This window comes from Collinsella aerofaciens (assembly GCF_040910325.1).
In the GTDB taxonomy this organism is placed as follows: domain Bacteria; phylum Actinomycetota; class Coriobacteriia; order Coriobacteriales; family Coriobacteriaceae; genus Collinsella; species Collinsella aerofaciens_BL.
On record NZ_JBDGAV010000002.1, the window covers coordinates 58,497 to 79,971 of the forward strand.

Genomic DNA, 21,475 nt, shown 5'->3' on the forward strand with positions numbered 1-21,475 from the left:
TGCTACCGAATACTCGGTACTTATTTGACAATCATTGGGCCTGTATGGCCGCCCGCTTACGCCTCGTTTTCGATGGTGGCGCGGGCACGCTCGGCAGTCAGTTCCGCCAGGCGCTCCTCGTCTACCAGGGTGAGGCCCTTGGTCGGGCACGCCTCGGCACACGCCGGACCGCCGGGACGGTCCACGCACAGGTCGCACTTGAGCACGAAGCTCTTGGTCTGCGAACCCACGCGAACGTCGCCCATCAAGACCGGAACCTGCGTGGTCGCCACGCTCACGGCGCCAAAGGGGCATGCCATGACGCAGCTCTTGCAGCCGATGCAGTTGTCCTCGTTGACGCCGATACGATGGTTCTTTGGATCAAAGAACAAGGCACCCGTGGGGCAGGCCTTCGCGCACGGGGCATCCTCGCAGTGATGGCAAGCCACCGGTGCGGAGATCTCGTACGTACGCGTCACGCGCAGGCGCGGCGCGGCGATGTTGCCGGGAATGTCGTGTGCCTCGATGCACGCCGCCATGCAGGTTTGACACCCAATGCAGCGCGAAGAATCGGCTACGACTCGTTTATTGCCCATGTTGTTCACTCCCTCCTGAATCCCATGCCGGAGAGACCCTGTCGACGTTGCCCCGGACCGCCCGTGGTCCGGCATCGGCGTATCGAGTGCATGCGGCGAAACAAGCACTTCGATAGAATTCCTCCAACGATATACAGGTTAAATATACGCAGTTGTAGGTGGCAAACTTGAGCATAGGCCCTGCAATACGGGTGTATTGCAGGGGTTTTGGCTGGTTAGGATTATTCTTGGGTAGCTATAAAGGTAAGTGTATTACACGCGTACATCCAGGGGAGATTTCATGCTCGTTTATAAAGGATGTAATACGTTTGATATATATTTCGCGCTCATTAACTTGAGTGCAATAAAGCAGTGGTTATAAGATTGGCTATTATTAGCCAATGTTGTATTTGACCATTCATATTGCACGCTCATTAAGGGAGGCCAGTGATGTCATCGACGCAAAAACGAGCCATCCTGCAGGTGCGCATTCGCGAAGAGGACAAACAGCATGCCGAGCGCCTCTACGACGCCATGGGCACATCGCTTGCCGAGGCCGTTCGCCTATTTGTCGCGCAGAGCATTTTGATGCGCAAGCTTCCCTTTCAGCCGGTCGCCGTGCGCTCAAAGGACGGCACCGCCGCCTATGGATCGCTCAAAGCATATGGGGACCCCAATCGCCGCTCCGAGGAGCGCAATGCCTGGATTGAGTACCTTGCCACAGAATGCGACGATTCGATTTTGGGTCCCGAGGAAGTAGATATCCATGAGTAGCACCATCATCGACGAGACCGTCATCCTTCGCTACCTGCTTGACGACGACGAGGTCCTGTCACCGCGCGCCGCCAAGGTCATCGCCACGCGCACCGCACGTGTCTACCCCGAAATCATCACGCGCGTCGTGGTCACGCTGCGCGACGTCTATAAGGTTCCCCGCGTTGAGATTGCTGCGGCCATGAAGAGGTTGCTCGATGACGTCATGGTCGACGAGCCCACCGTTGTCGCCCTTGCCATCAAACTCTTTGGCAAGACCCATATGGATTTTACCGACTGTCTGCTTGCCGCCCGTACCGCCATCTATAACGACGATGTCGTGAGCTTTGGCAAGCCCATCATCCAAGGCATGATCGATTACCGCCACAAGCGCCAAACCGCTGCCGACGCCCGCGACCGCGCCGCCGAAGCCCGCAGCCGAAGCACCGACTCCACCATCGACAAGCTCCGCCACCGCCCTCGCAGCTAACCCCATCCCCTCCTAAGTTGCGGTGAAATAGTTCCTGGATTTAGGCTTATTCGAGCTTTTCAGGAACTATTTCACCGCAACTTTCTGTAAGGGTGGTTTTTAGTGCCACCGAGGGGCACTAATCAACCGTTTGCCGATATGTTTGGCTCTGGCTCATGGCTCTGACCTGCCCCGTCAAGCTTTTGGTCAGTTCATGGCAAGGTCTGGCGGACCAAATATGGGATAGCGTAGTGTCATTCACTCCCCCTCGAGACCATGGGGTCGAAAATGAGTCATGATAAACGCTGTTCCAAACCGCAAGCAGAGCTGTTCTTCCGATTATTCGAGGCCCATCATGGCGGGCACCTGTTTGTAGCTACCAAAAAATGGGACGAACGCTGTGCCTACGCGCTCATGCAAAAAGAGATGATTATTCGACTCTACAACCATGTCTACGCTGATCCCGCGTATTGGAATGACCTCGGCGTCGAAGATCGCATCTTTCAATTGGCATCCGCTATTGCGGTCGTTGAACCGGATGCCGTGTTTTGTGGAGCAACGGCGGCGCTGCTCTATGGCATCGGTTCTGCATATTCGCTTCTCGACAAGGTGCAAGTGCTGCTACCGCGTTCCACCAGACGCGATATGTACGAATTCGTTGAATACCGACGCTGGCGACCGGGCGACGTATGGCAGCTCGGCCCGTTTACGCTAACGGATCCATATCGCACGGTGGTCGACATCGCCCGAACGAGCGCTTTTCGATATGCACTAGGCTATGTCGACGGGTTGGCTCGTGAGTACGGTGTCGAGCGTGAAGAATTGCGTGCATATGCACAAGCGAACTGCCGCGGATTGCACGGCATCGCGCGCGCATTTGACGTTTTTGAACACATGGATGGCAGGTCGGATAACGGTGGAGAATCCGAAGCACGGGCGGCAATGATTATGGCAGGAGTTGCCGCTCCCGAACTTCAGGTTGAAATCACTCGACCGGGAAACACCGGCTATTATTTGGCAGATTACGGCTGGCAGATGCCAAACGGCTCTTGGATGCTGGCTGAGCTGCATGGACTGGGCAAGTTTGAGGGCGATGCCCAAAATGATCCGGAACATACTGCGGCAAAAACCTATCGAGCTGCCCTCGTGCGCGACGCGAACCTGCGTGCTATGGGCCACAACGTCATTCATTTCAAGCTCTTAGACACCTACGATGTCAAAGCGTTCGGCTCCATGATGCGCGGCTACGGTATACCGACCACAAAACCCTACGCAGACTCCTGACCGGCCGCCCTCATCTTCTCGACAAAAGAACCCATCATCGACCCAGCCCGCTCGGCCTCAATAAGTTGCGGTGAAATAGTTCCTGGATAACAGCTATTGGCTAGTCCAGGAACTATTTCACCGCAACTTAGGAGGGGATGTGGGGTCCCCGACATGTATATGAATACGGCTCTGGCACCAAATGGAGCCAAAGCCGTTAAAACTATCCTATGGAGCGGGCGACGGGAATCGAACCCGCGTCATCAGCTTGGAAGGCTGGGGTTCTACCATTGAACTACGCCCGCAAGATATGGTCGGGACGACAGGATTTGAACCTGCGACATCCTGCTCCCAAAGCAGGCGCGCTACCAAACTGCGCCACGTCCCGAAGGTGTTGAGCAGCTAAGGTCTAAACCTTGCGTGTCCCAAAGCGAAGGAAATTATAGGGGAGACTCCCCGCCTGTGCAAGCATTGATGCCTTAGCTCCTCGAATGTGCAACAAAACGACTATGGAGCAGGCCGATCACAAAGGCAACCACGGCAACCGGCGCCCACGCGGCACCGATATCCGCCAGCGGCAGCACATCAAACGGCAGCCACGCGCCCGCAAAGAACGCATCGCGGACCGAGGTGATCACGCTCTGCACGGCAACCACACCGCCGACCCAGACCCACACCTGCGGATGAGCGTCGCAAAAGCCGTGTACCAAACCCATGAGAACCAGCACGATGGCGACGGGATACAAGGCATTGAGTATGGGCACCGAGAACATGAGGATCACGTCGAGGCCCACGTTGGAGAGCACGCACGAAAACGCTGCGAACACAAAGGCAAGAATCGCAAAGGGACGGCGCATGGCCTCCTCGGAGGCCTCCGCTCCCCCTTTAACCACATACGTCTCGCAGAAGTAACGCGAGCAGCAGCTGATAAGGCCAATGCACACGTTCATGCAGGCAAGGAAGAAGATGGCGAAGACCACGACCGTGCCGGCAAGGCCAAAGTGCATGGAGGCAGAGCGGGCAAGGATGGCGGCGCCGTTGGTAGCGTCGGGCATCACGGTGCCGAGCTGCATTCCGGCAAGGCCCAAGCCGCAGTAGATGATGGCCATGAGCACGCCGGCGATCACACCGGAGCGCGAAATTTCAAAAGCGACGCGCTTGTCATCGGTCACGCCCAGCTCGTGAATGGTCTCGGCGATGATGATGCCGAAGGCGAGCGACGCAAGCAGGTCCATGGTCTGGTAGCCGGTCAAGAAGCCTTGGACCGCAGCGCCGGCATCATAGGGAGCTTGCGGGGCAGCAGCCGGTCCCAGCGGCGAGATCACGGCGGCGCCGACAACGAGCACGATAAGCGCAATGAGCGCAGGGCCCGTAATGCGACCGAGCACGCGTGTGATGACACCCGGGCGCAGCGTGAGCGCAAACGCGACGACAAAGAAGCCAACGGCAAACACCAGACGTGCCGTGCCGAGCGAGACGCCCTCGGGCAGCAGCGGTACCAGCATCTCGAAGGCCGTGGAGCTCGTGCGCGGAATAGCCAGGCACGGGCCGATGGCCAGATACACCGCCGCAACGAAGAATTCGCCAAACTTGGGGTGCACGCGGCCGGCAAGCTCGCGCGCCGTTCCGGCAAGCGCCACGGCGATAAATCCCATGACGGGCAGGCCGATGGCGGCAATCAGAAAGCCGAGCATGGCGACCGGCGTGGCAGAACCTGCCTGCAGCGCCAGCAACGGCGGAATAATGAGGTTGCCGGCGCCAAAGAGCATCGAGAACAGGGCGATGCCGACGGTAACGACATGGTCGGAACGCAGACCACGCGAGGCGGATGAGGCCATGAGAGCACCTTTCGAATCAAAACAAAAACGGGACGAGCAAAAGACCCGTCCCGCAAGTATATACGCTTTAGCAGGCTAAATCGCGCAAAGCGTCAATCGCGGTGTCGACTTCCTCGTCCGTGTTGAAATACCCAAACGAGAAGCGAACCACGCCCTGACGCTCGGTCCCCAGCGCACGGTGCATGAGCGGGGCGCAATGGGCGCCGGGGCGCGTCGCAATCCCCCACCCTTGCATGAGTGCATCCGAGATCTCGGCAGAGTCGATATCGCCCACGTTGAGCGGGACGATCGCCGAGCGCGTCGGTTGGCCAAAGGCACCATAGAGCTTAATCCCCGGAATCTCGCGCACACCGGCAAGGAAGCGATCCGCCAGTGCTCGCTCGTGTGCCGCAATCACCTCGACCCCGCCTTGTGCCTCGATAAAGTCAAGACCTGCGGAAAGTCCCGCGATGCCGTGACCGTTGAGCGTGCCCGCCTCAAGGCGCGTGGGCCACTCAAGCGGCTGCAGTGGATCGAAGCTGTGCACACCCGTGCCACCCATGGCCCACGGCGCCACCTCAATGCCCTCCGCCACGGCCAGGCCACCGGTGCCTTGAGGTCCCATGAGCCCCTTATGGCCGGTAAAGCACACCACGTCAAGCCCCATGGCCTGCATATCGATATGCGCCGTTCCGGCAGACTGCGAGGCATCGACGATTACCAGTGCGCCGGCCGCATGGGCCATGGCCGCCACGCGCGCAATGTCGACCGCGTTGCCGGTCACATTGGAGGCGTGCGTCACCACCACAGCACGCGTGCCCGGCGTGACCAACCGCTCGAGCTCGTCGTAGTCGAGCACGCCGCTCGCATCGCAACCCGCATGCCCAACCGTCACACCCTGCTCTGCCGCCAGGCGGTTGAGCGGACGCAGCACCGAGTTGTGCTCGAGCACCGTCGTGACCACGCGGTCGCCGGGGCGCACCACCCCGTTGATGGCGGTGTTGAGCGCCGCCGTAGAGTTGGGCGTAAAACACACATGGTCCGCCCTCGGGCAACCCAAAAGGCGCGCGAGCTTGGCACGGCAAGCGTGAATCGTACGAGCAGCATCGAGGGCACCCGACGTGGCGCCGCGCCCGGCATTGCCGAGTGAACACATCGCCTGCGTCACGGCATCGATCACTGTCTGCGGCTTGTGCATGGTCGTCGCCGCGTTATCCAGGTAGATCATCGCACGACCTCCCACATATCAATCACGGTATAGCCCTCGGTGGGAACGCCCGCCGCGGTAAGCTCGCTGCGCAGCAGCTCCTCATCGGCAGGCAACGCCTTCCACGCCAGACCGCAGCCGGCAGCGACCTCCCCGGGCACGGGAATCGTTCGCCCGGGAAGGCCGCGCTCGATGCACAGGGACTCGCAGCCCATGGCGGCCGCCGTGGTGGGAAACGTGATGACAAGCGCCGGGCGCTTCTCCCTCATGGCAACTCCAACCAATACGCTACGGGCGCACGACGCGCACGGCCTGCTCCATCTTCTCCACGATCACGTACATATTCGTGACCTCGCCCACCGCAAGCTGGTCTTTAATGCCATAGTGGTCGAGGCAGGTACCGCAGGTGAGAATCTCGACACCCTGCTCGGCCAGGCCCTTCAGGTCATCGAGCACCGGCGAGCCCTCGACGGTGAGCTTGGCACCGCCGTTGTAGAACAGCATGGTCGCGGGCAGTTCCTCCTGCTGCGTCACGGCAAAGATAAACGCCTTCATGAGCTTGTGGCCCAGCTCGTCGTCGCCACGGCCCATGCAATCGGTATAGACGGAAATGACAAGTTTGCCCTTGCCGGCGCTGGCGTCGCAGAAAGCAGCGCCGTCCTGCTCGGGGTCCGCAACGGCCACGGCACCGGCGGTCGCGACGGTCACGTGCCACTCAGCGTCAGAAACCTTCTCGACTGAGGCCGTGCAGCCCTTCTCCTGCGCCATCTTGGAGATGTTCTTGACGGCGGTCTCGTTGTCGACCGAGGTCACGACTGTGCCCTCGCCATCGAGCTGCTTCAGGGCTCTGAGCGTCTTGACGACGGGCAGCGGGCAGGCATCGCCCATGGCATTGACTTCAATTTTGGTAGACATAGTTTTTCCTTTCAAAAGGGACCGCCCAGAACAGTAGGCGGTCGCATAAACGGTTTTCCTTAATGCACAACGCGAACGGCAGGACCGCCTGGTACCGGCTCGTACACGCGCCCGACGACGGCGGCGATACGTCCTTCGGCATGTAGACGGCTCGCAAGCTCATCCACATCGGCAGCAGGTGCCGCGATAAGCAGGCCACCAGACGTCTGCGGGTCGTACAGCGCGTCGAGCATGCCCGGCTCAAGGTCCTCGTCGGCCGTCACGCGCGGGCCAAAGAAGTCCTGGTTGCGGTAGGAGCCCGCGGGGATAATGCCCAAACGCGCCATGTCGAGCACCTGGTCAAAGAGTGGCACCGCCCCCGACGCAAGCTCAACTTGCACGCCCGAGCCCTCGGCCATCTCGCATGCGTGCCCGATCAGACCAAAGCCCGTAATGTCGGTGCAGCCGTGAAGCTCAAGTCCCTCGGCCAGACGAATCGGAGCCTCGTTGAGGGTGCGCATCGAGTCAAACATGGCTGCGGCCTCGTCCTGCTCGATGAGCTCGCCCTTAATGGCCGTGGTGATGATGCCCGAGCCAACCGCCTTGGTCAGCAGTAACGCATCGCCCACGCGCGCGCCGCTGTTGGCGAGCATGCGGTCGAGCGCGACAAACCCGCTCACGGACAGGCCGTACTTGGGCTCGTCGTCGTTGATGGTGTGACCGCCCGCGATGGAGCAACCCGCCTCGACGCACTTGTCGGCGCCGCCCGCCAGAATCTGACCGGCAACCTCAACGCTCAGACAGCTCGGGATGCACAGCAAGTTCATGGCATGGCTCGGCCGCCCGCCCATGGCGTAGATGTCCGACAGTGAGTTTGCCGCGGCGATCTGGCCAAATAGAAACGGGTCGTCGACCATCGGTGGGAAGAAGTCGATGGACTGCACGAGCCCAAGGTTCTCCCCTACGCGGAAGACGCTCGCATCGTCGGAGGTATCGAACCCCACGAGCAAGTTGTCGTTATGCACATTGGGTAAATCGCCCAGGACCTGGGCGAGGGCTCCGGGGGCCAACTTAGCGGCTCAACCGCTCGCGGCCGTCATAGACGTGAGCTTAATCTGATCGTCAGCCATCGATACCTCCTCTCATCGGTCAATCATTTTCTCCCAGTATACGCATGAATGCGAGCCTGCGGCGGATGCATTAATTGAGCGCCTGTGCGCGAATCGCCGCGCCAATCGCTCCGGCAAAGCGAGCCTGGGGCGAGGTGGTCACCGGCGACCCCAGTAGCTCGCCCAACCGCTCCACCACGAAGGCGTTCTCGCACAGGCCACCGGTCAGGTAGTACGGGGCGCCCGCGGCCTGCCCGGCCATGGTCGCCACGCGCGAGACCACGCTGTCGATCACGCCACGTGCAATGTTCTCGCGCGGCTCACCGCGACCGATCAGGCTGATAACCTCACTTTCGGCAAACACCGTGCACATGCTGCTGATCTTGGTAGGCTCACCGGAACGCGCCAGGACGGCCATCTGCTGCTGGGAAATGCCTAGGCGGTCGGCCATGATCTCCAAAAAGCGCCCCGTGCCGGCAGCGCACTTGTCGTTCATGGCAAACTTGGCCACGCGGCCACCCTTAAGTTGGATGACCTTGGTGTCCTGACCGCCCACGTCGATCACGGTGCCGTGGTCGCCAAACAGGCGCACGGCGCCGGTGCCGTGGCAGGTAATCTCGGTCACGACCTTGTGCGCATAGGGCACGGCGACACGGCCGTAGCCAGTCGCGATCACGCGCACGTCGTCGGCAGCCACGTCATAGCCAGCCGCGGCAAGCTCGCCGCGCAGGCGCTCGGCCGCATCAACCGAGGAGAACCCGGTTGGCTGCACGCACGTCCATGCCACCGAACCTTCCCCATCGACCACAGCGGCCTTAGCCGCCGTAGACCCGATATCGATCCCGATCCCTACCATGGCCCTCTCCCAATCTAAACATCAAAGGTAGCGGCGCGTTCAGGCGCCTTAGCTCTAGGTTTCTCAGATGCCGGAGATTGCCCCGAAAGAGGAGCGCAGCGTACTTTGGGTACGCAAGCGACGGTTTGAGGGGCAAGATCCGGTGCCTGAGAAAGCTGGAGGGTTTCGATGAAGGCGGCGATGCGAGTCTCGATCTGACCCATGTCGCCGTTGCTGTAATCGGTCTCGATCTTCATATACGGAATGCCCGCACCCTCGACTGCCTCCTGCATGCGCGCACTCTCCACGTTAAAGGTGTGGCACGCCTGGAGCACGCTCTCCACTACGCCATCGACGTGATACTTCTCGCACATGGCCAGCGTGTTTTCCATACGACCGTCGTTTGGCGTCATGACCGAGCAGTTGATGTCCAGGTAGCGGTCGGCGATGGCGCGCAGGATGTCGGGCGCGTCCGGGTCGATCATCATGGCCGCCGTGCGCTCGCCCGAGCAGTCGTCCATGCACACGACCACACCGCCGTTGGACTCGATGGTGCGACCGATCTTGTTGATCACGCCGCCCGCCGGGCAGCCGGTGATCAGAATGCGCTTGGCATCCGCCGCAACCGGGCGCTCGCCCGCGTCGTAGGCCTCGCGCAGCTTGACAACCTTTTGCTCCAGCTGCTGCGTATAGGCCTCGATATCAAAGCTAAACGTACCGGCGAACATAGTGCTCATCAGGTCGACGCCGCTCATGGCCGCCGGCTGGTTGGCCTGCAGAGCAAACATGTCGAGCTGGGCCGCACGCAAGCGGTTGCGACGACGGACGGCAGCGCGCAGGTCATCGTCGGTAATCGTGATTCCGTAGAAACCCTCGAGCTCCTCCTTGAGCAGACGGCACTCCTCGTACCAGCCTTCACGCTCATAGGCGCGATCGCGACCCTGCGGAAGATGCAGAATGTGCGTGCGCTTGAGCTCGTTGAGTAGCTCGTACATCTTCTTCTTGCCGTCGCAGGTGGTCTCACCGATGATCATGTCGCTAAAGTACGTAAACGGGCACTTTTGCGAGTAAACAAAACCGTAGGTCGACTTGATGAGCGGGCAGAGGTTTGCCGGCAGCACCTTCTCGGCCTCGGGGGTCACCTCATCGGATGTACCGCACAGCGCCACGCTCGCAGCGCCCGCGGCATCGATAATCTCGAGCGGCGTATAGCTGCACAAAAAGCCGACCAGGCGATTACCCGCCTGCTTATAATCCTTGACGCGAATAAACGCCGCCTTGCGTTGCTCGTTGAACTCCTCAAACGTGGACGGCAACGGCTGCTCAATATTTTCCGACATATAACTCCTTAACAAACCTTTTAACCAACCAAGGAAACGGCTTTCCCAGGTGCCCGAGGTTGCCGTGAAAGAGGAGCGCCGCGTACTTTGGTATGCAAGCGATGGTTTGAACGGCAAGATCGGGTGCTTGGGGAAGCCGCTGGACCGGATAGCCCTAAATGGTTTCCAAGAAAGCCTCAATCCTGGTTTGCAGTTGGCCTGCATCCTCGCCGGCGTAGTCGGTCGTGATGTGCATAAACGGGATGCCGGCCTCTTCGGCGGCCTTCTCCACGGCAAACGACTCCATCTCGTAGAGCGCGCAGAACTGCAAGGCCACGTCGACGATGCCGTCGGCATGCAGGTCCTTGGCCATCTGGACAATGTCCTTCATACGCTGGTCGTTGGGCGTAAAGACGGCGCAGTTGATCTTAAAGTAGCGCTCGGCGATGGCGTCGAGCATCTCGCCAACCGTCTCACCGGACTCGTCGACCAGGTCCTTGTAGTAGCGCGAGCCCGTGCAGGACTCCTCGCCCACCACGACGCCGCCGGCCTTCTCGATGAGGTTGAACAGCTTCCAGTTGGGCACGGCCATGGGCGTACCGGTGTACAGGATGCGCTTGGTGCCCTTGGGCGCCACACCCTCGCCGGCCTCAACGCGCTGCTCGCACTCAGCCGCCATTTCGTTGATGGCGCCGGTCAGGCGCGGCGTGTCATCCATAAAGGCGGCCTGAACGGTCAGCAGGCTGTCGAGACCGCTGATGGGCGCCGGATCGGCAGCGCGGGTCGCAGCCAGACGCTGCAGGGCGCGACGCTTCTCGTTGACGGCGTGGATGGCAGCCTTCAGGCGCTCAGGCGTAATCGTGACGCCGCACTCTTCCTCGATCTTGGCGGCAAGCTTCTTGACCTCGGCCTTCCAGGTCACGAGCGTCGACTCGTCGTGCACGTTGGGAATATCCATGACGTACATGTTCTTTTGCGTGGCAAAGAACTCGTAGGCCTTCTTCTTGCCATCGCAGGTGTTCTCGCCTACCACCAAGTCACTCGACTCAATGTAGGGGCAGACCTCGCCCAGCTTAAAGCCGGCAAAGCTCTTGATGAGCGGGCAGGTGTTGCGCGGCAGATGCTCCTCGACCTTGTCGGTCGCCCAGTCGGCACCCGAGCACAGACCAACGGGAATGCCGTCACAGGCAAGTACGATCTCCTCGGGCACGTACACACAGAACGAACCGACGATCTTGGTGGCCTCGCCGGCCTCCTTCTTGTCGAGCATCTCCTTAATACGGCCGCTGTGGATGTTGGTGGCGACAAAATCCAGGTAGGACGTGGACTTGGGGCGATTGTTCTGCGTCAGGAACATATCGCCGTACATCTGGCCCACGGCGCCCAGCAGCATGTCGTGGTCGGCAAGATTCATGCCGAGGCTCTCCCACATCGGATGGAAATCAAATTCTTCAGCCATGACGGTTCCCCTCTCGAATCAAAAATGAATAGCTACGGTATTGCTGCACGGTGGGTGGCGAAAACCCGACCGCGACTAAACCCGGAATTTTGGGGAACCTGCTTTGCAGCTGATTATTTAGTTGTGCGTCGTCTCTCCCGGAGCCGTGAACATACCTGCTCATATGCGGCTCCGAGCCATATATAGGGCACGCGCGGCAACGCGGCGAATGTATGTCGTCTGCGGCATGTGCGCACCCTCCTCTACAAGTTGAGGTCAACTATATCAACGGTCGTCGACCATGCGAACACCGTTGACATTCGTACGACAACCTCGTGTACCGTCGTTTAATAAATAATTATCTTGATTGATAAGAGTTTGTCATCCTTCATTCGGCGAACGGCAAGACAAAGCCGCCGAGGCTTATATCCCCGACGGCATTACCCGGCGCTATCGACAAACCAGGTGAATCCTACTCGCATCGAAGTGCATGCGCAGGTTCTCGCCTGCTTGCGGCAGCTCGTCGACAGGCACGCCCACTTTGTTGACCTTCCACTGCAGACGCGTGGGCGCATCAGTACGCGGCACGTCCAACAGCACCAGGCGCTCAAAGCGCGAATCGCTCACTCGGGCCACGTGCAAATCATAGCTGTTGCGACCCCGCCCCGCGCGATTGTCAACATGGAAGTAGCTTGCGCGAATGCCCAGGTACGCCACATTATCGGGAACCGCGCGACCCACGTTAAAGCTCATGCCCCAGTCGAGGGCCTCAACTTCTTCGTCGCCGATCTTGCGCGCCCGGCTTGTGTTCTTGCAGCCCGTCAGGCGCAGCGCCGCCAGCGTCTGCGGACGGCGGACCACGTCCTCGACTGAGCCGATCTCCTCAACATGCCCGTCGTGCATCACGCAGATGCGCTGGCACAGGCGGCACGCTTCGTCGATGTCGTGGCTCACGTAGAGCACGGTGCGGTTGCATACATCGAACAGGTCGAGCATGTTCTGCTCGAGGGCGCTCTTAAGATAGGAATCGAGTGCGCTCATGGGCTCGTCGAACATAAAGATGCCCGGATGCGCCGCCACCATGCGCGCAAGCGCCACACGTTGCTGCTGACCGCCCGAGAGTCGCACGGGATAGCGGTCGGCAAAATCGGCCAGTCCAAAGATACCCAGGTAGCGCTCGGCGAGCTTTTTGCGCGCGGCGGCGTCGCCCGCATCCTTTACACCGGCGCATACGTTATCGGCCACCGTCATGTTGGGGAAAAGCTGATAGTTTTGGAACAGCAGGGCGCATTTTCGCTCCTGGGGCGACAGGTTGATGCCCGCCGCCGAGTCAAAAAAGGTCACGCCGTTGACGACGATCTTGCCCTCGTCGGGCGTCTCAACACCGGCAATGCAGCGCAGCGTGCAGCTCTTGCCGCAACCCGAGGCGCCCAGCAGCGCCACACGCTCCTCGCCGGCCTCAAGCTGCATGTCGAGCATAAACCCGGGATAGCGCTTTTTGATATCCAGAACGAGCGACATGGCCTATCGACCTCCCTTCGCAACCGCGTCATCGCGCATAAGCTCGGCCAGCGCCTCGCGATCGATTCGCAGGGCATCGCCGCCCGCCGGGTCGAGCGAATCACCCTGTCCGGCGAGATCTTTGGCCTGTTTGCGCTCCGCACGGGAGAGACCACGCTCGCGATACTTTTGCGAATGCGCCGTGTACATGTTGATGAATAGGATGACCAGGAAGCTGAATGCTATTACGACCACGACCCAAAAGAGGGCCACCGACGTATTGCCGCCCATCCACTCAAAGTAGATGGCGATGGGAATGGTCTGCGTAATACCGGCGTAGTTGCCCGCAAAGAACAGCGTGCAGCCAAACTCGCCCATCGCGCGGGCAAAGGCGAGCACCGTGCCCGCTGCGATTGAGGGCCAACCAAGGGGCATCATAAGCTTGTTAAAGATGCGACGCTCGGACCAGCCAAGCGTGCGCGCCGCATCGAGCATCTGCGTGTCGAGGCTCTCAAAGGCACCGAGCGCCGTACGGTAGACCAGGGGAAACGACACCACCACGGCAGAGATCACCGCCGCGGGCCAGGTAAAGACGATCGAGATGTCGTGCGCGATGAGCCACTGGCCCACCCCGGTCGAGCGGCCAAACAGCATGAGGAGCAGAAAGCCGCAGACCGTGGGCGGCAGCACCATAGGAATCGTAAAGACCGAATCGAGCAGGCCCTTGATGCGACTCGAGGTACCCATAGTCTTCCACGCGGCGAACAGGCCCAGCGCAAAGGAGATCAGCAGGGCAAGGCCGCACGTTTTAATGGACACCCAAAACGGGCGATAGTCGATGTCGCCCAAAAAGGAGGCCAGAGAGGTCAAGGGGCCCTGCTCATCCCGCAACACGACAGACGATGCTTCTACCATTTGAGCGCTATCAAGCCAACGCGCGCCGCTCTTGGCATCACCCGAGGCTGATGCGATCACCACATAGCGGTCCCCATCCGCACCTCGTTCGTCAAAGCCATAGGTATACCCGCCGGCATCAAACGTTGTTTCCGCCGTAACATACCAAGGAAGATCCACGTCCCCCAGCTGCGCACCTCCCATGCAGTTTGCGCTGTCGAGTTCACAGACGAGGGCTTTGAGACCCGATACGCACTCGTTGTCCTGCGGATCCAATCCAAACTTCTCGACCGCCTTGGGCGATATCCACACCACAACGCGATCGGCAGCAGGCGCCACCACAAGGTCCACGTCCTCGTCAACGGGAAACCGGTAGCCCTCAGGCTGGCCTTCCATGGCACGAGCGGTCCCCTTGGCCAACCGCTCAAAACCCTCGATCCCATAGGAAAGCCCATGAGCGGTCGCAGCAACCTGGGCCCCGTCCTCAGCATCCCCAGCCAACGCAAATCCCGGCACACAGCAAAGCGCGAAGGTCAAAGCACAGGCGACAAGCATGCGGAATCTATTAAGCACGAAAAGCTCCAAGCGAATACAAGGACGGAGTGAAACACAAAACGATGGAATTATCGCGCCAAGCCGCACTACGCGGAAAGCTCAAAGCCGTACTTAGCCCAAATCTTCTGAGCTTTCTTGTTGGTCAGACAAAAGTCGATGAACGCCTTGGCCTCGTCGGCGTACTCGGAGCTCTCTGCAACGGCACCCGGATACACGATGGGCTTGTGCGAATCCTCGGGGCACACGAAGGCCTCCTCGATGCCGTCGTAACGGAAGATATCGGAGCTGTAGACAAAACCGGCCACGCAGTCGCCTGTGGACACATAGGCGGCGGCGGTGCCCACCTTATCGGCCAGGGCAACCTTATCGGCGATCTCGGGCGCATACTCGCCGTCGTCGCCCTCGGTGCCGGTGTAGAGGCCCACGGAGGCCAGGGCCTGGTTGGCATACTTGCCAGCGGGAACAGTCTTAGCGTCGCCAATGGCGATCTTGCCGTCCAGATTCGCGACGTCGGCGACGGCCTCGACCTTGGTGTCGGAGCCCTCGGCGCGAATGATCACGAGGTCGTTGACGAACATGTCCTCACGCGTATCGACGTCGACGAGCTCGGCGGTCTCAGCGTCATCCATGGTGCCCTTGGAAGCGGTAATGAGCACGTCGACGGCGGCACCGGCGCGCATCTGCTCGACAAGGTCGCCGGAGGCCTTAAACTGCGTGTCTGCAAACGTGGTGCCGGTCTGCTCTGTGTAGAGCTCCTGAACCTCGGGCAGAGCCTTCTCGAGCGAGTTGGCGGCAAAGACCTGCAGCTCGACAGCCTTCTTGGAAGATGCCTTAGCAGAACCGGCATCGGATCCGGCCGGCTCGGACGTCTTGCTGCCCGAGCAGCCAGCAAGACCAAGGCCGGCAGCGGCGACAGCAGAAAGCGAGACGAATCCGCGGCGAGAAACCATATCGAACATATTCAACCCTTTCGGACCTTGTGCCCGGGTACCCCACCGCGGGCTTTAATCTGCAATCAGATTATACTTTTGCGCGAATAATGTTAGTGAGAAATTATTCTCGCCTGAGAATATAGTTTCGAGTTACCGTACACCTCGGCGTCGATTCGGCGGAAAACAAAAGCGGAGCGACCGATAAGGTCGCCCCACCGCAGGTAAATAGCTTAGTTGGTATGTCCGCCGCCCGCTGTCATCTGAGCCGCGTGCTCCAGCTGGTCCGCTATGGCCTCCCAGCTTTCGCGGGCGGCCTTCGTGGAACCGGGAAAGTTTACGACAAGTGTATGACCTCGTTGCATGCAAATAGCACGCGAGAGCATAGCGCGGCGCGTCTTGGTCATCGAGTACGCACGGATTGCCTCTGCAATGCCCGGCACATCGCGCTCGCAGACGGCACGCGTCGCCTCGGGCGTCACATCGCGCATCGAAAGCCCCGTGCCGCCGCAGGTAAGCACGACATTGGCGTGGCACTCATCGGCGGCTTCCGCAATGGCATCACCAATCTCGCTGACGTCGTCGCGCACGACCACATGTGAGGCGACCGTCCAGCCCTGCGCCACGATGAGTTCCTCGAGCGCAGCACCCGCCTCGTCCTGGGCAAGATCGCGCGTATCCGAGCACGTCACAATCGAAATCTTCAGCTCCATAGCATTCCTCCTACAACACGGCGCCCTCGGGCAGGTCGACGCGAACAACGTCCACGGCATCTCCCGCCTTGAGCTCGCACGGTCCTTCGTCAATGCGCAGCAGGCAGTTGGACCGCTGCATCGTGCCGAGCAGCGCCGAATTCTGCGTCTTGGCCTCGGTCACCAACAGCTCACCGGTCTCGGGGTCGCGCAAAACCGTGGCGCGATCGAAGAAGCGTCGGTCCTGGCGCTTTTTCACGCCGTGCGTGAGCGTCGCCTGCTGCACGGGACGCACGCCCTCGGCAAAGCCGCGCATCTTGCGAATCGCCGGACGGGCGAGCATCTCAAAGCCTACATACGCCGCAGCCGGATTGCCTGAAAGCCCTAGGTAGGGCTTGCCCCCGAGCAAGCCAAAAGTGATGGCCTTGCCCGGACGCATCGAGATGCGGTCAAACAGCACCACGCCCTCGCGCCGGACGAGCGCCGTCACATAGTCGTAGTCGCCAGCCGAGGCGCCACCGCTCGTAATGACAAAATCGCACTCCTGCACGGCACGATGCACCAGCTCGGCAATCGCCTGCTCATCATCGGGCGCAATGCCAAAGAACACGGGCTCGGCGCCGGCATCGAGTGCCTCGGCCATCAACGCCGAGGAGTTGGAGTCGCGAATCTGCCCGCGCGCCGGCAGCTCACTCGGCGCGACCAGCTCCGTGCCCAGCGAGATAATGCCCACGCGCGGAGCGGCATGGACCTTCACGCTCGCGTAACCGGCGCTTGCCAGTAGGCCGGCGCCCGCCGGAGCCACGACCTCGCCGGCGTGCATCACAACATCGCCGGCATGAGCCTCCTCGGCGGCAGAGCGAACGTTCTCCCCCACCTTGGCAGGCGCCGAGAAGCTCACGCGTGAGCCCTCGTTGCCATTGCCGTCAAGCACCTCGACAATCTCGTATTTCACCACGGCATCCGCACCCTCGGGAACCGGCGCGCCCGTCATGATGCGGACGGTCTCGCCCGGGGCGATTGCGCCCTCAAACACATGGCCCGCGGCCTCGTGTCCGATAACGTCGAGCGTCACCGGCGCCTCGCCAGACGCCTGCACCAAGTCCGCCGAGCGCACGGCATATCCGTCCATAGCGCTGTTGGCAAACGGCGAGATGTCGATATCGGCCACCGCGTCCTCGGCCAAGGGAAGACCGGCGGCCTGCCACACGGGAATCTCGATGAGATCCGTCGGAACAACATGCGACAGAACAATCGACTGCGCGTCCTCCAGCGGAATGAGCTTCTCTGCCATATGCACCTCTTAATGCCACGGCGCACAACAGGAGCGCCGATTCTTTATGCTTGTCTCAGTATAATCCCCCGACGCACGACCGCGACTCGGCCTGTACCCGCAAATACACCTGTCGGTTGCAGGCCGCGAAACAGAATGGAAACCAACCCACCGGCTCGTCGCGTTTACCGCGTTTTATAATGCTTGCGTTACAACCTAAAAGAGGAACATATGGCTCATAACGACAAACCCGAAAGCGCAAACGAGGCGCAGGATCATTCCCAGCCACTCGACGACGGCGGTTTTTTCTCCCTGAACGACGTCATCATGGCAGGCAGGCATCAGATCACCCGCTCCGAGCATCTCTTAGCTGCCGACACGCGCCGCAATGTCCGCAACCTACTCGCAAGCGCCAAGTTGCTCGCACTCGTCGTCATCGTCTCGCTCGCCATGGGCGTTGCCGCTTGGGCGTTTTTGGCCTCGCTGAATATCGCGACCGACTATCGCGAGCACCATGCATGGATTTACGCGCTGCTTCCCGTTGTGGGCATGGCCACCGCATGGGTGTACAAAAACCACGGCCTTGCCGCCAAACGAGGCAACAACCTGGTCATCGACTCCGCTCTGGGCACACGTCTCATCCATATGCGCATGGCCGTCCTCACCTTCGTCTGCTCCACGCTCACGCACCTAACGGGCGGATCGGCCGGTCGCGAGGGAGCCGCGGTACAGATTGGCGGCACCATCGCCAGCAACATCTCGAGCCTCGCCCACCTCAAAAAGCATGACCACCACGACCTCATGCTCGCCGGCATCTCGTCGGCCTTTGGCGCCGTATTCGGTTCGCCCCTTGCCGGCGCGTTCTTTGGCATGGAGATGTGTTTTATCGGCAAGATCGACTACACCGCGGGCATCTACTGTCTGGTCGCCTCGTTTACCGGCTACTTTACATCACTCGCCCTGGGTACCGAGTACGAAGCGAATGTCATCGCCAGCGTTCCCGCCATGACGCCCAAGACAGTCGTCATCGTTGTTATCAGCGCCATCATCTTCGGTCTGACGGCACGCCTCTTTGCCTGGTCGGTTAGAACCGTCAAGAGCCTGTACGGTCGCTTTATCACCAATTACCTCGTTCGCGCACTTATAGGCGCACTCGTGGTTTTGGCCGCCTATGCCCTCCTCGACGCCTGGGACTACGCCGGCCTTTCCACGTGGCTTTCCGGCGCTGGATTTGCCGGCAACACCACCCTGGCGGACGCAGCCATCAAGTTGGTCGTCACAGCGCTCACCCTGGGCGCCGGCTTCCAAGGCGGCGAGGTCACGCCCCTGTTTGGTATCGGTGCGGCGCTCGGCGGCTGGATAGGTTGCCTCGTCGGAATCGATCCCAGCTTTCTGGCGGCTCTCGGCATGCTCGGCGTGTTCTGTGCCGGCCTTAACGTGCCCATCACCACCTGTATGATGGCCATCGACCTGTTCCACGGCACGGCAGCCGGGTTCTTTGTCATCGTGGCCTTTATCAGCTATCTCGCCGGCGGACACCGCGGCGTGTACCCCGCTCAGCGCATCATCTCACCCAAGCGCCGTTCGCTTATTGTGGATGAGGGCGGTACGGTAGCGGAGGCTATCGAGCGCCACAACGACCTGATAGAGTAGATCTAATAATCACCGTGCAGCCACAATCGGGGGCAATTCGACCTGAGCGCGACCGCACCGTCATGTCACACGCCGGGAGTCGCCCCATGCACGCAACTGATTTTGGTCGCACGCTCATCATCGCCAACCCAGCCGCCCAGTCGGGTGCGGCACGCAAAGTTGCCGAGCGCCTGCAACGCTTTTTGGACATGACAGCACGCGCATCCCAGTTTGACCTGGTGCTGACCGAGCGCATGGGACATGCCAAGGAACTCGCCGCGCAGGCAACGGGCTATCGCACCGTTATCGCCCTTGGCGGCGACGGCGTGATCCACGAGGTCGTCAATGGACTCATGACGCAGAATGAGGCGGTCCGGCCCGCCCTTGCCGTCCTGCCCGTGGGCTCTGGCAACGATTTTGCCCAAACGCTCGGCATCGAAGATTTCTCCGGCAAGGATTTTGGCGCGCTGCTCACCTGTGAGCTGCAGCGTCAGGACATCGGGCGGATTCGCTCATGGAACCCCGCAAGCGGTAGCGGCGAATGTTCCGTTGAGTACTATGACCAGACGCTTTCGATCGGCATCGATGCTGCTATCGGCCTTGGCACCACCGAGCTGCGCAAAAAGACTGGCCTGACGGGCGCTCCGCTCTACACCCTCTCGGGACTTGAGCAGTTTGGCCTGCGCTATCGCAACTACCCCATGACAGCCAGCTTTGACGGCGCGCCCGCCGAGCGCGTGAGGGCGATCATCATGGCGATTCAGCTGGGACCTACCTATGGCTCGGGCTATCGCATCTGTCCCGACGCCGACCCCTGCGACGGCATACTCGACGTCTGCTACGCCTGTGGCCCCGTCCCTCGCGCGGTCGCGCTTCCCGTGTTCCTTTCGGCCAAGGACGGCCACCATACCAAGTTGCCACCGGTTCGCATGCGCCGATGCCGCCATGCCGAGCTCACTTTTGAGGAGCCCGACTACCCCATCCAGGCCGACGGCGAGCCCGTTGTCGCCTCGCGCATCGAGGTCGACATCCTCGGCGGCGCCCTCCACGTCTGGCACCCCACCCGCTAGCCCCACCTAAGTTGCGGTGAAATAGGGACTGTTTATGCAGCTAAAGCCGCAAAACAGTCCCTATTTCACCGCAACGTATTGAGAAGATCATTCCTCCCCGCCCGGCTTGCGACGGTTGGCCTTTTTAATCGCGTTGAAGTGCTTGTCGTTGAGCCTGCGCTGGCGAGAGCGTTGAGGCACCTTGGTCCTTACGCGTCGACGCGGTGGACGCCCGCGACGCTCAAGCTCTGCCCTCAGCTTACGCAAACAGCAGCTGCGATTCTGAAACTGACTGCGGCTCTCGCGCGCCGTCACGGTAATCCCCGTGGGCCCATGCTTCATGCGCACCGCCGAGTCCGTCGTGTTCACGCCCTGTCCACCCGGACCTGTCGCGCGAAACACCCGCACCTCGCAATCGCGCGCCAACTCCTCGACCGACATCTCGGCATAGCGCGCATACTCGCGCCATCCCATCTTGTTCTCATCCATATCAACACCTCCCCTCATAAAAAATGTGACAAAGGGAAAGTCCCTTTGTCACATCGCATACCAATCGCTTGTGTTGCGCGCTTAGGCGAAGGTGATCTCGCCGGTATCGCAGTCCATATCGGCGATACGGGCCAGGCTCTCAACGCGGAAGCCGCGCTCGCGGAGCTTATCGCCACCGCCCTGGAAGCCCTTCTCAACGGCGATGCCAATGCCGGCAACCTCGGCGCCCGCAGCCTCGCAGATTTTGATAAGGCCCTCGAGCGCGCAGCCGTTGGCCAAGAAGTCGTCGATGATCAGGACCTTGTCGCCCTCGGACAGGAAGCGCTTGCCGACGATGACCGGATACTCCTTCTGCTTGGTAAAGGAGTAGATGGTCGTGGCATACTGCTCGCCGTCAAGGTTGATGGACTGGGCCTTCTTGGCAAAGACCACCGGCACGCCGCCAAAATGCTGAGCTGCGATGCAGGCCATACCAATGCCCGAAGCCTCAATCGTCAGGATCTTGTTGATCTCGACACCCTCGAACAGACGGGCCCACTCGGCGCCCATATGGTCGAACAGCTCAACGTCGCACTGGTGGTTGAGGAAGGCATCAACCTTAAGGACGTTACCGGCCTTTACGATGCCGTCATGGCGAATACGATCCTCAAGCTCCTGCATGGCGCAACCCCTTCTCACGGCAACGATACCGCGCGATTAATAAACGTTGTTCGATAGTCTACCACGGACCGACCCCCGCCCGCCCCACAAGCCGCATCGCACCACAAACCAGTCTTTTTGGGACGGCGCGAATCGTGGCAGACA

The 21,475-nt window shown here is 60.6% G+C and carries 21 protein-coding genes and 2 tRNA genes; 5 read left to right on the forward strand and 18 right to left on the reverse strand.

Features of this window, described 5'->3' with window-relative positions:
* Positions 1-56: 56 nt before the first annotated feature.
* Positions 57-575, reverse strand: coding sequence for a 4Fe-4S dicluster domain-containing protein (locus AB5Z25_RS01415; protein ID WP_022095206.1), 519 nt, complete (start codon positions 573-575; stop codon positions 57-59).
* Positions 576-1,004: 429 nt separating this feature from the next.
* On the opposite strand from AB5Z25_RS01415, the gene AB5Z25_RS01420 reads away from it, so the two are divergent.
* From AB5Z25_RS01420 to AB5Z25_RS01430, 3 genes are all read left to right on the forward strand, one after another.
* A complete protein-coding gene (locus tag AB5Z25_RS01420) occupies positions 1,005-1,328 on the forward strand; it encodes a type II toxin-antitoxin system RelB/DinJ family antitoxin (RefSeq protein WP_006234119.1) in 324 nt (107 codons plus the stop codon).
* Complete coding sequence (locus AB5Z25_RS01425; protein WP_368134610.1) at positions 1,321-1,797, forward strand: type II toxin-antitoxin system VapC family toxin; 477 nt, start codon at positions 1,321-1,323, stop codon at positions 1,795-1,797. The genes AB5Z25_RS01420 and AB5Z25_RS01425 overlap by 8 nt, the downstream gene beginning before the upstream one ends.
* A gap of 267 nt (positions 1,798-2,064) precedes the next feature.
* Complete coding sequence (locus tag AB5Z25_RS01430; protein ID WP_347478388.1) at positions 2,065-3,060, forward strand: hypothetical protein; 996 nt, start codon at positions 2,065-2,067, stop codon at positions 3,058-3,060.
* Positions 3,061-3,270: 210 nt separating this feature from the next.
* On the opposite strand, the gene AB5Z25_RS01435 is transcribed toward AB5Z25_RS01430, so the two are convergent.
* The 15 genes from AB5Z25_RS01435 to AB5Z25_RS01505 all read right to left on the reverse strand — a co-directional run bounded on the left by AB5Z25_RS01435 (position 3,271) and on the right by AB5Z25_RS01505 (position 17,522).
* Positions 3,271-3,344 (reverse strand) — tRNA-Gly (locus tag AB5Z25_RS01435).
* 6 nt (positions 3,345-3,350) lie between these two features.
* Positions 3,351-3,427, reverse strand: a tRNA-Pro gene (locus AB5Z25_RS01440).
* 91 nt (positions 3,428-3,518) lie between these two features.
* Complete coding sequence (gene brnQ, locus AB5Z25_RS01445) at positions 3,519-4,877, reverse strand: branched-chain amino acid transport system II carrier protein (RefSeq protein WP_347478387.1); 1,359 nt, start codon at positions 4,875-4,877, stop codon at positions 3,519-3,521.
* A 67-nt stretch (positions 4,878-4,944) separates the two neighbouring features.
* Complete coding sequence (locus tag AB5Z25_RS01450; RefSeq protein ID WP_368134611.1) at positions 4,945-6,084, reverse strand: aminotransferase class V-fold PLP-dependent enzyme; 1,140 nt, start codon at positions 6,082-6,084, stop codon at positions 4,945-4,947.
* Positions 6,081-6,332: a putative Se/S carrier protein gene (locus AB5Z25_RS01455; RefSeq protein ID WP_117736415.1), complete on the reverse strand. Its 252-nt coding sequence runs from the start codon at positions 6,330-6,332 to the stop codon at positions 6,081-6,083. Before AB5Z25_RS01455 ends, AB5Z25_RS01450 begins: the two co-directional genes overlap by 4 nt.
* 19 nt (positions 6,333-6,351) lie before the next feature.
* Complete coding sequence (yedF, locus tag AB5Z25_RS01460; protein ID WP_347478385.1) at positions 6,352-6,978, reverse strand: sulfurtransferase-like selenium metabolism protein YedF; 627 nt, start codon at positions 6,976-6,978, stop codon at positions 6,352-6,354.
* 59 nt (positions 6,979-7,037) lie between these two features.
* The gene (selD, locus tag AB5Z25_RS01465) at positions 7,038-8,087 is read right to left on the reverse strand and encodes a selenide, water dikinase SelD (RefSeq protein WP_368134612.1); all 1,050 of its coding nucleotides are present in this window, start codon (positions 8,085-8,087) and stop codon (positions 7,038-7,040) included.
* A 70-nt stretch (positions 8,088-8,157) separates the two neighbouring features.
* Entirely contained in the window at positions 8,158-8,922 is a 765-nt protein-coding gene (locus AB5Z25_RS01470) for an acyl-CoA dehydratase activase (RefSeq protein ID WP_347478383.1), read from the reverse strand.
* 14 nt (positions 8,923-8,936) lie between these two features.
* The gene (locus AB5Z25_RS01475) at positions 8,937-10,241 is read right to left on the reverse strand and encodes a double-cubane-cluster-containing anaerobic reductase (protein ID WP_368134613.1); all 1,305 of its coding nucleotides are present in this window, start codon (positions 10,239-10,241) and stop codon (positions 8,937-8,939) included.
* A gap of 154 nt (positions 10,242-10,395) precedes the next feature.
* Positions 10,396-11,679, reverse strand: coding sequence for a double-cubane-cluster-containing anaerobic reductase (locus AB5Z25_RS01480; RefSeq protein WP_347478381.1), 1,284 nt, complete (start codon positions 11,677-11,679; stop codon positions 10,396-10,398).
* Between the two features lie 429 nt (positions 11,680-12,108).
* On the reverse strand, positions 12,109-13,179 hold the full coding sequence (locus tag AB5Z25_RS01485; RefSeq protein WP_217750450.1) for a sulfate/molybdate ABC transporter ATP-binding protein: 1,071 nt from the start codon (positions 13,177-13,179) through the stop codon (positions 12,109-12,111).
* 3 nt (positions 13,180-13,182) lie between these two features.
* The gene (gene modB, locus AB5Z25_RS01490; protein WP_368134614.1) at positions 13,183-14,625 is read right to left on the reverse strand and encodes a molybdate ABC transporter permease subunit; all 1,443 of its coding nucleotides are present in this window, start codon (positions 14,623-14,625) and stop codon (positions 13,183-13,185) included.
* A 68-nt stretch (positions 14,626-14,693) separates the two neighbouring features.
* The gene (gene modA / locus AB5Z25_RS01495; RefSeq protein ID WP_368134615.1) at positions 14,694-15,566 is read right to left on the reverse strand and encodes a molybdate ABC transporter substrate-binding protein; all 873 of its coding nucleotides are present in this window, start codon (positions 15,564-15,566) and stop codon (positions 14,694-14,696) included.
* A 203-nt stretch (positions 15,567-15,769) separates the two neighbouring features.
* Positions 15,770-16,249 (reverse strand): MogA/MoaB family molybdenum cofactor biosynthesis protein, encoded by a 480-nt coding sequence (locus AB5Z25_RS01500; protein ID WP_368134616.1) that lies wholly within the window; start codon positions 16,247-16,249, stop codon positions 15,770-15,772.
* A 10-nt stretch (positions 16,250-16,259) separates the two neighbouring features.
* Positions 16,260-17,522 (reverse strand): molybdopterin molybdotransferase MoeA, encoded by a 1,263-nt coding sequence (locus tag AB5Z25_RS01505; protein WP_368134617.1) that lies wholly within the window; start codon positions 17,520-17,522, stop codon positions 16,260-16,262.
* 210 nt (positions 17,523-17,732) lie between these two features.
* On the opposite strand from AB5Z25_RS01505, the gene AB5Z25_RS01510 reads away from it, so the two are divergent.
* Both AB5Z25_RS01510 and AB5Z25_RS01515 read left to right on the forward strand, forming a co-directional pair.
* Positions 17,733-19,154, forward strand: a complete 1,422-nt coding sequence (locus AB5Z25_RS01510; RefSeq protein ID WP_368134618.1) for a chloride channel protein — start codon at positions 17,733-17,735, stop codon at positions 19,152-19,154.
* A gap of 86 nt (positions 19,155-19,240) precedes the next feature.
* Positions 19,241-20,203 carry a diacylglycerol/lipid kinase family protein gene (locus tag AB5Z25_RS01515; RefSeq protein ID WP_368134619.1) on the forward strand — a complete coding sequence of 321 codons (963 nt, stop codon included), beginning with the start codon at positions 19,241-19,243 and terminating at the stop codon, positions 20,201-20,203.
* Positions 20,204-20,290: 87 nt separating this feature from the next.
* On the opposite strand, the gene AB5Z25_RS01520 is transcribed toward AB5Z25_RS01515, so the two are convergent.
* Both AB5Z25_RS01520 and AB5Z25_RS01525 read right to left on the reverse strand, forming a co-directional pair.
* Entirely contained in the window at positions 20,291-20,689 is a 399-nt protein-coding gene (locus AB5Z25_RS01520) for a peptide chain release factor family protein (RefSeq protein WP_368134620.1), read from the reverse strand.
* Between the two features lie 63 nt (positions 20,690-20,752).
* Complete coding sequence (locus tag AB5Z25_RS01525) at positions 20,753-21,331, reverse strand: xanthine phosphoribosyltransferase (protein WP_117564969.1); 579 nt, start codon at positions 21,329-21,331, stop codon at positions 20,753-20,755.
* Positions 21,332-21,475: the final 144 nt, after the last annotated feature.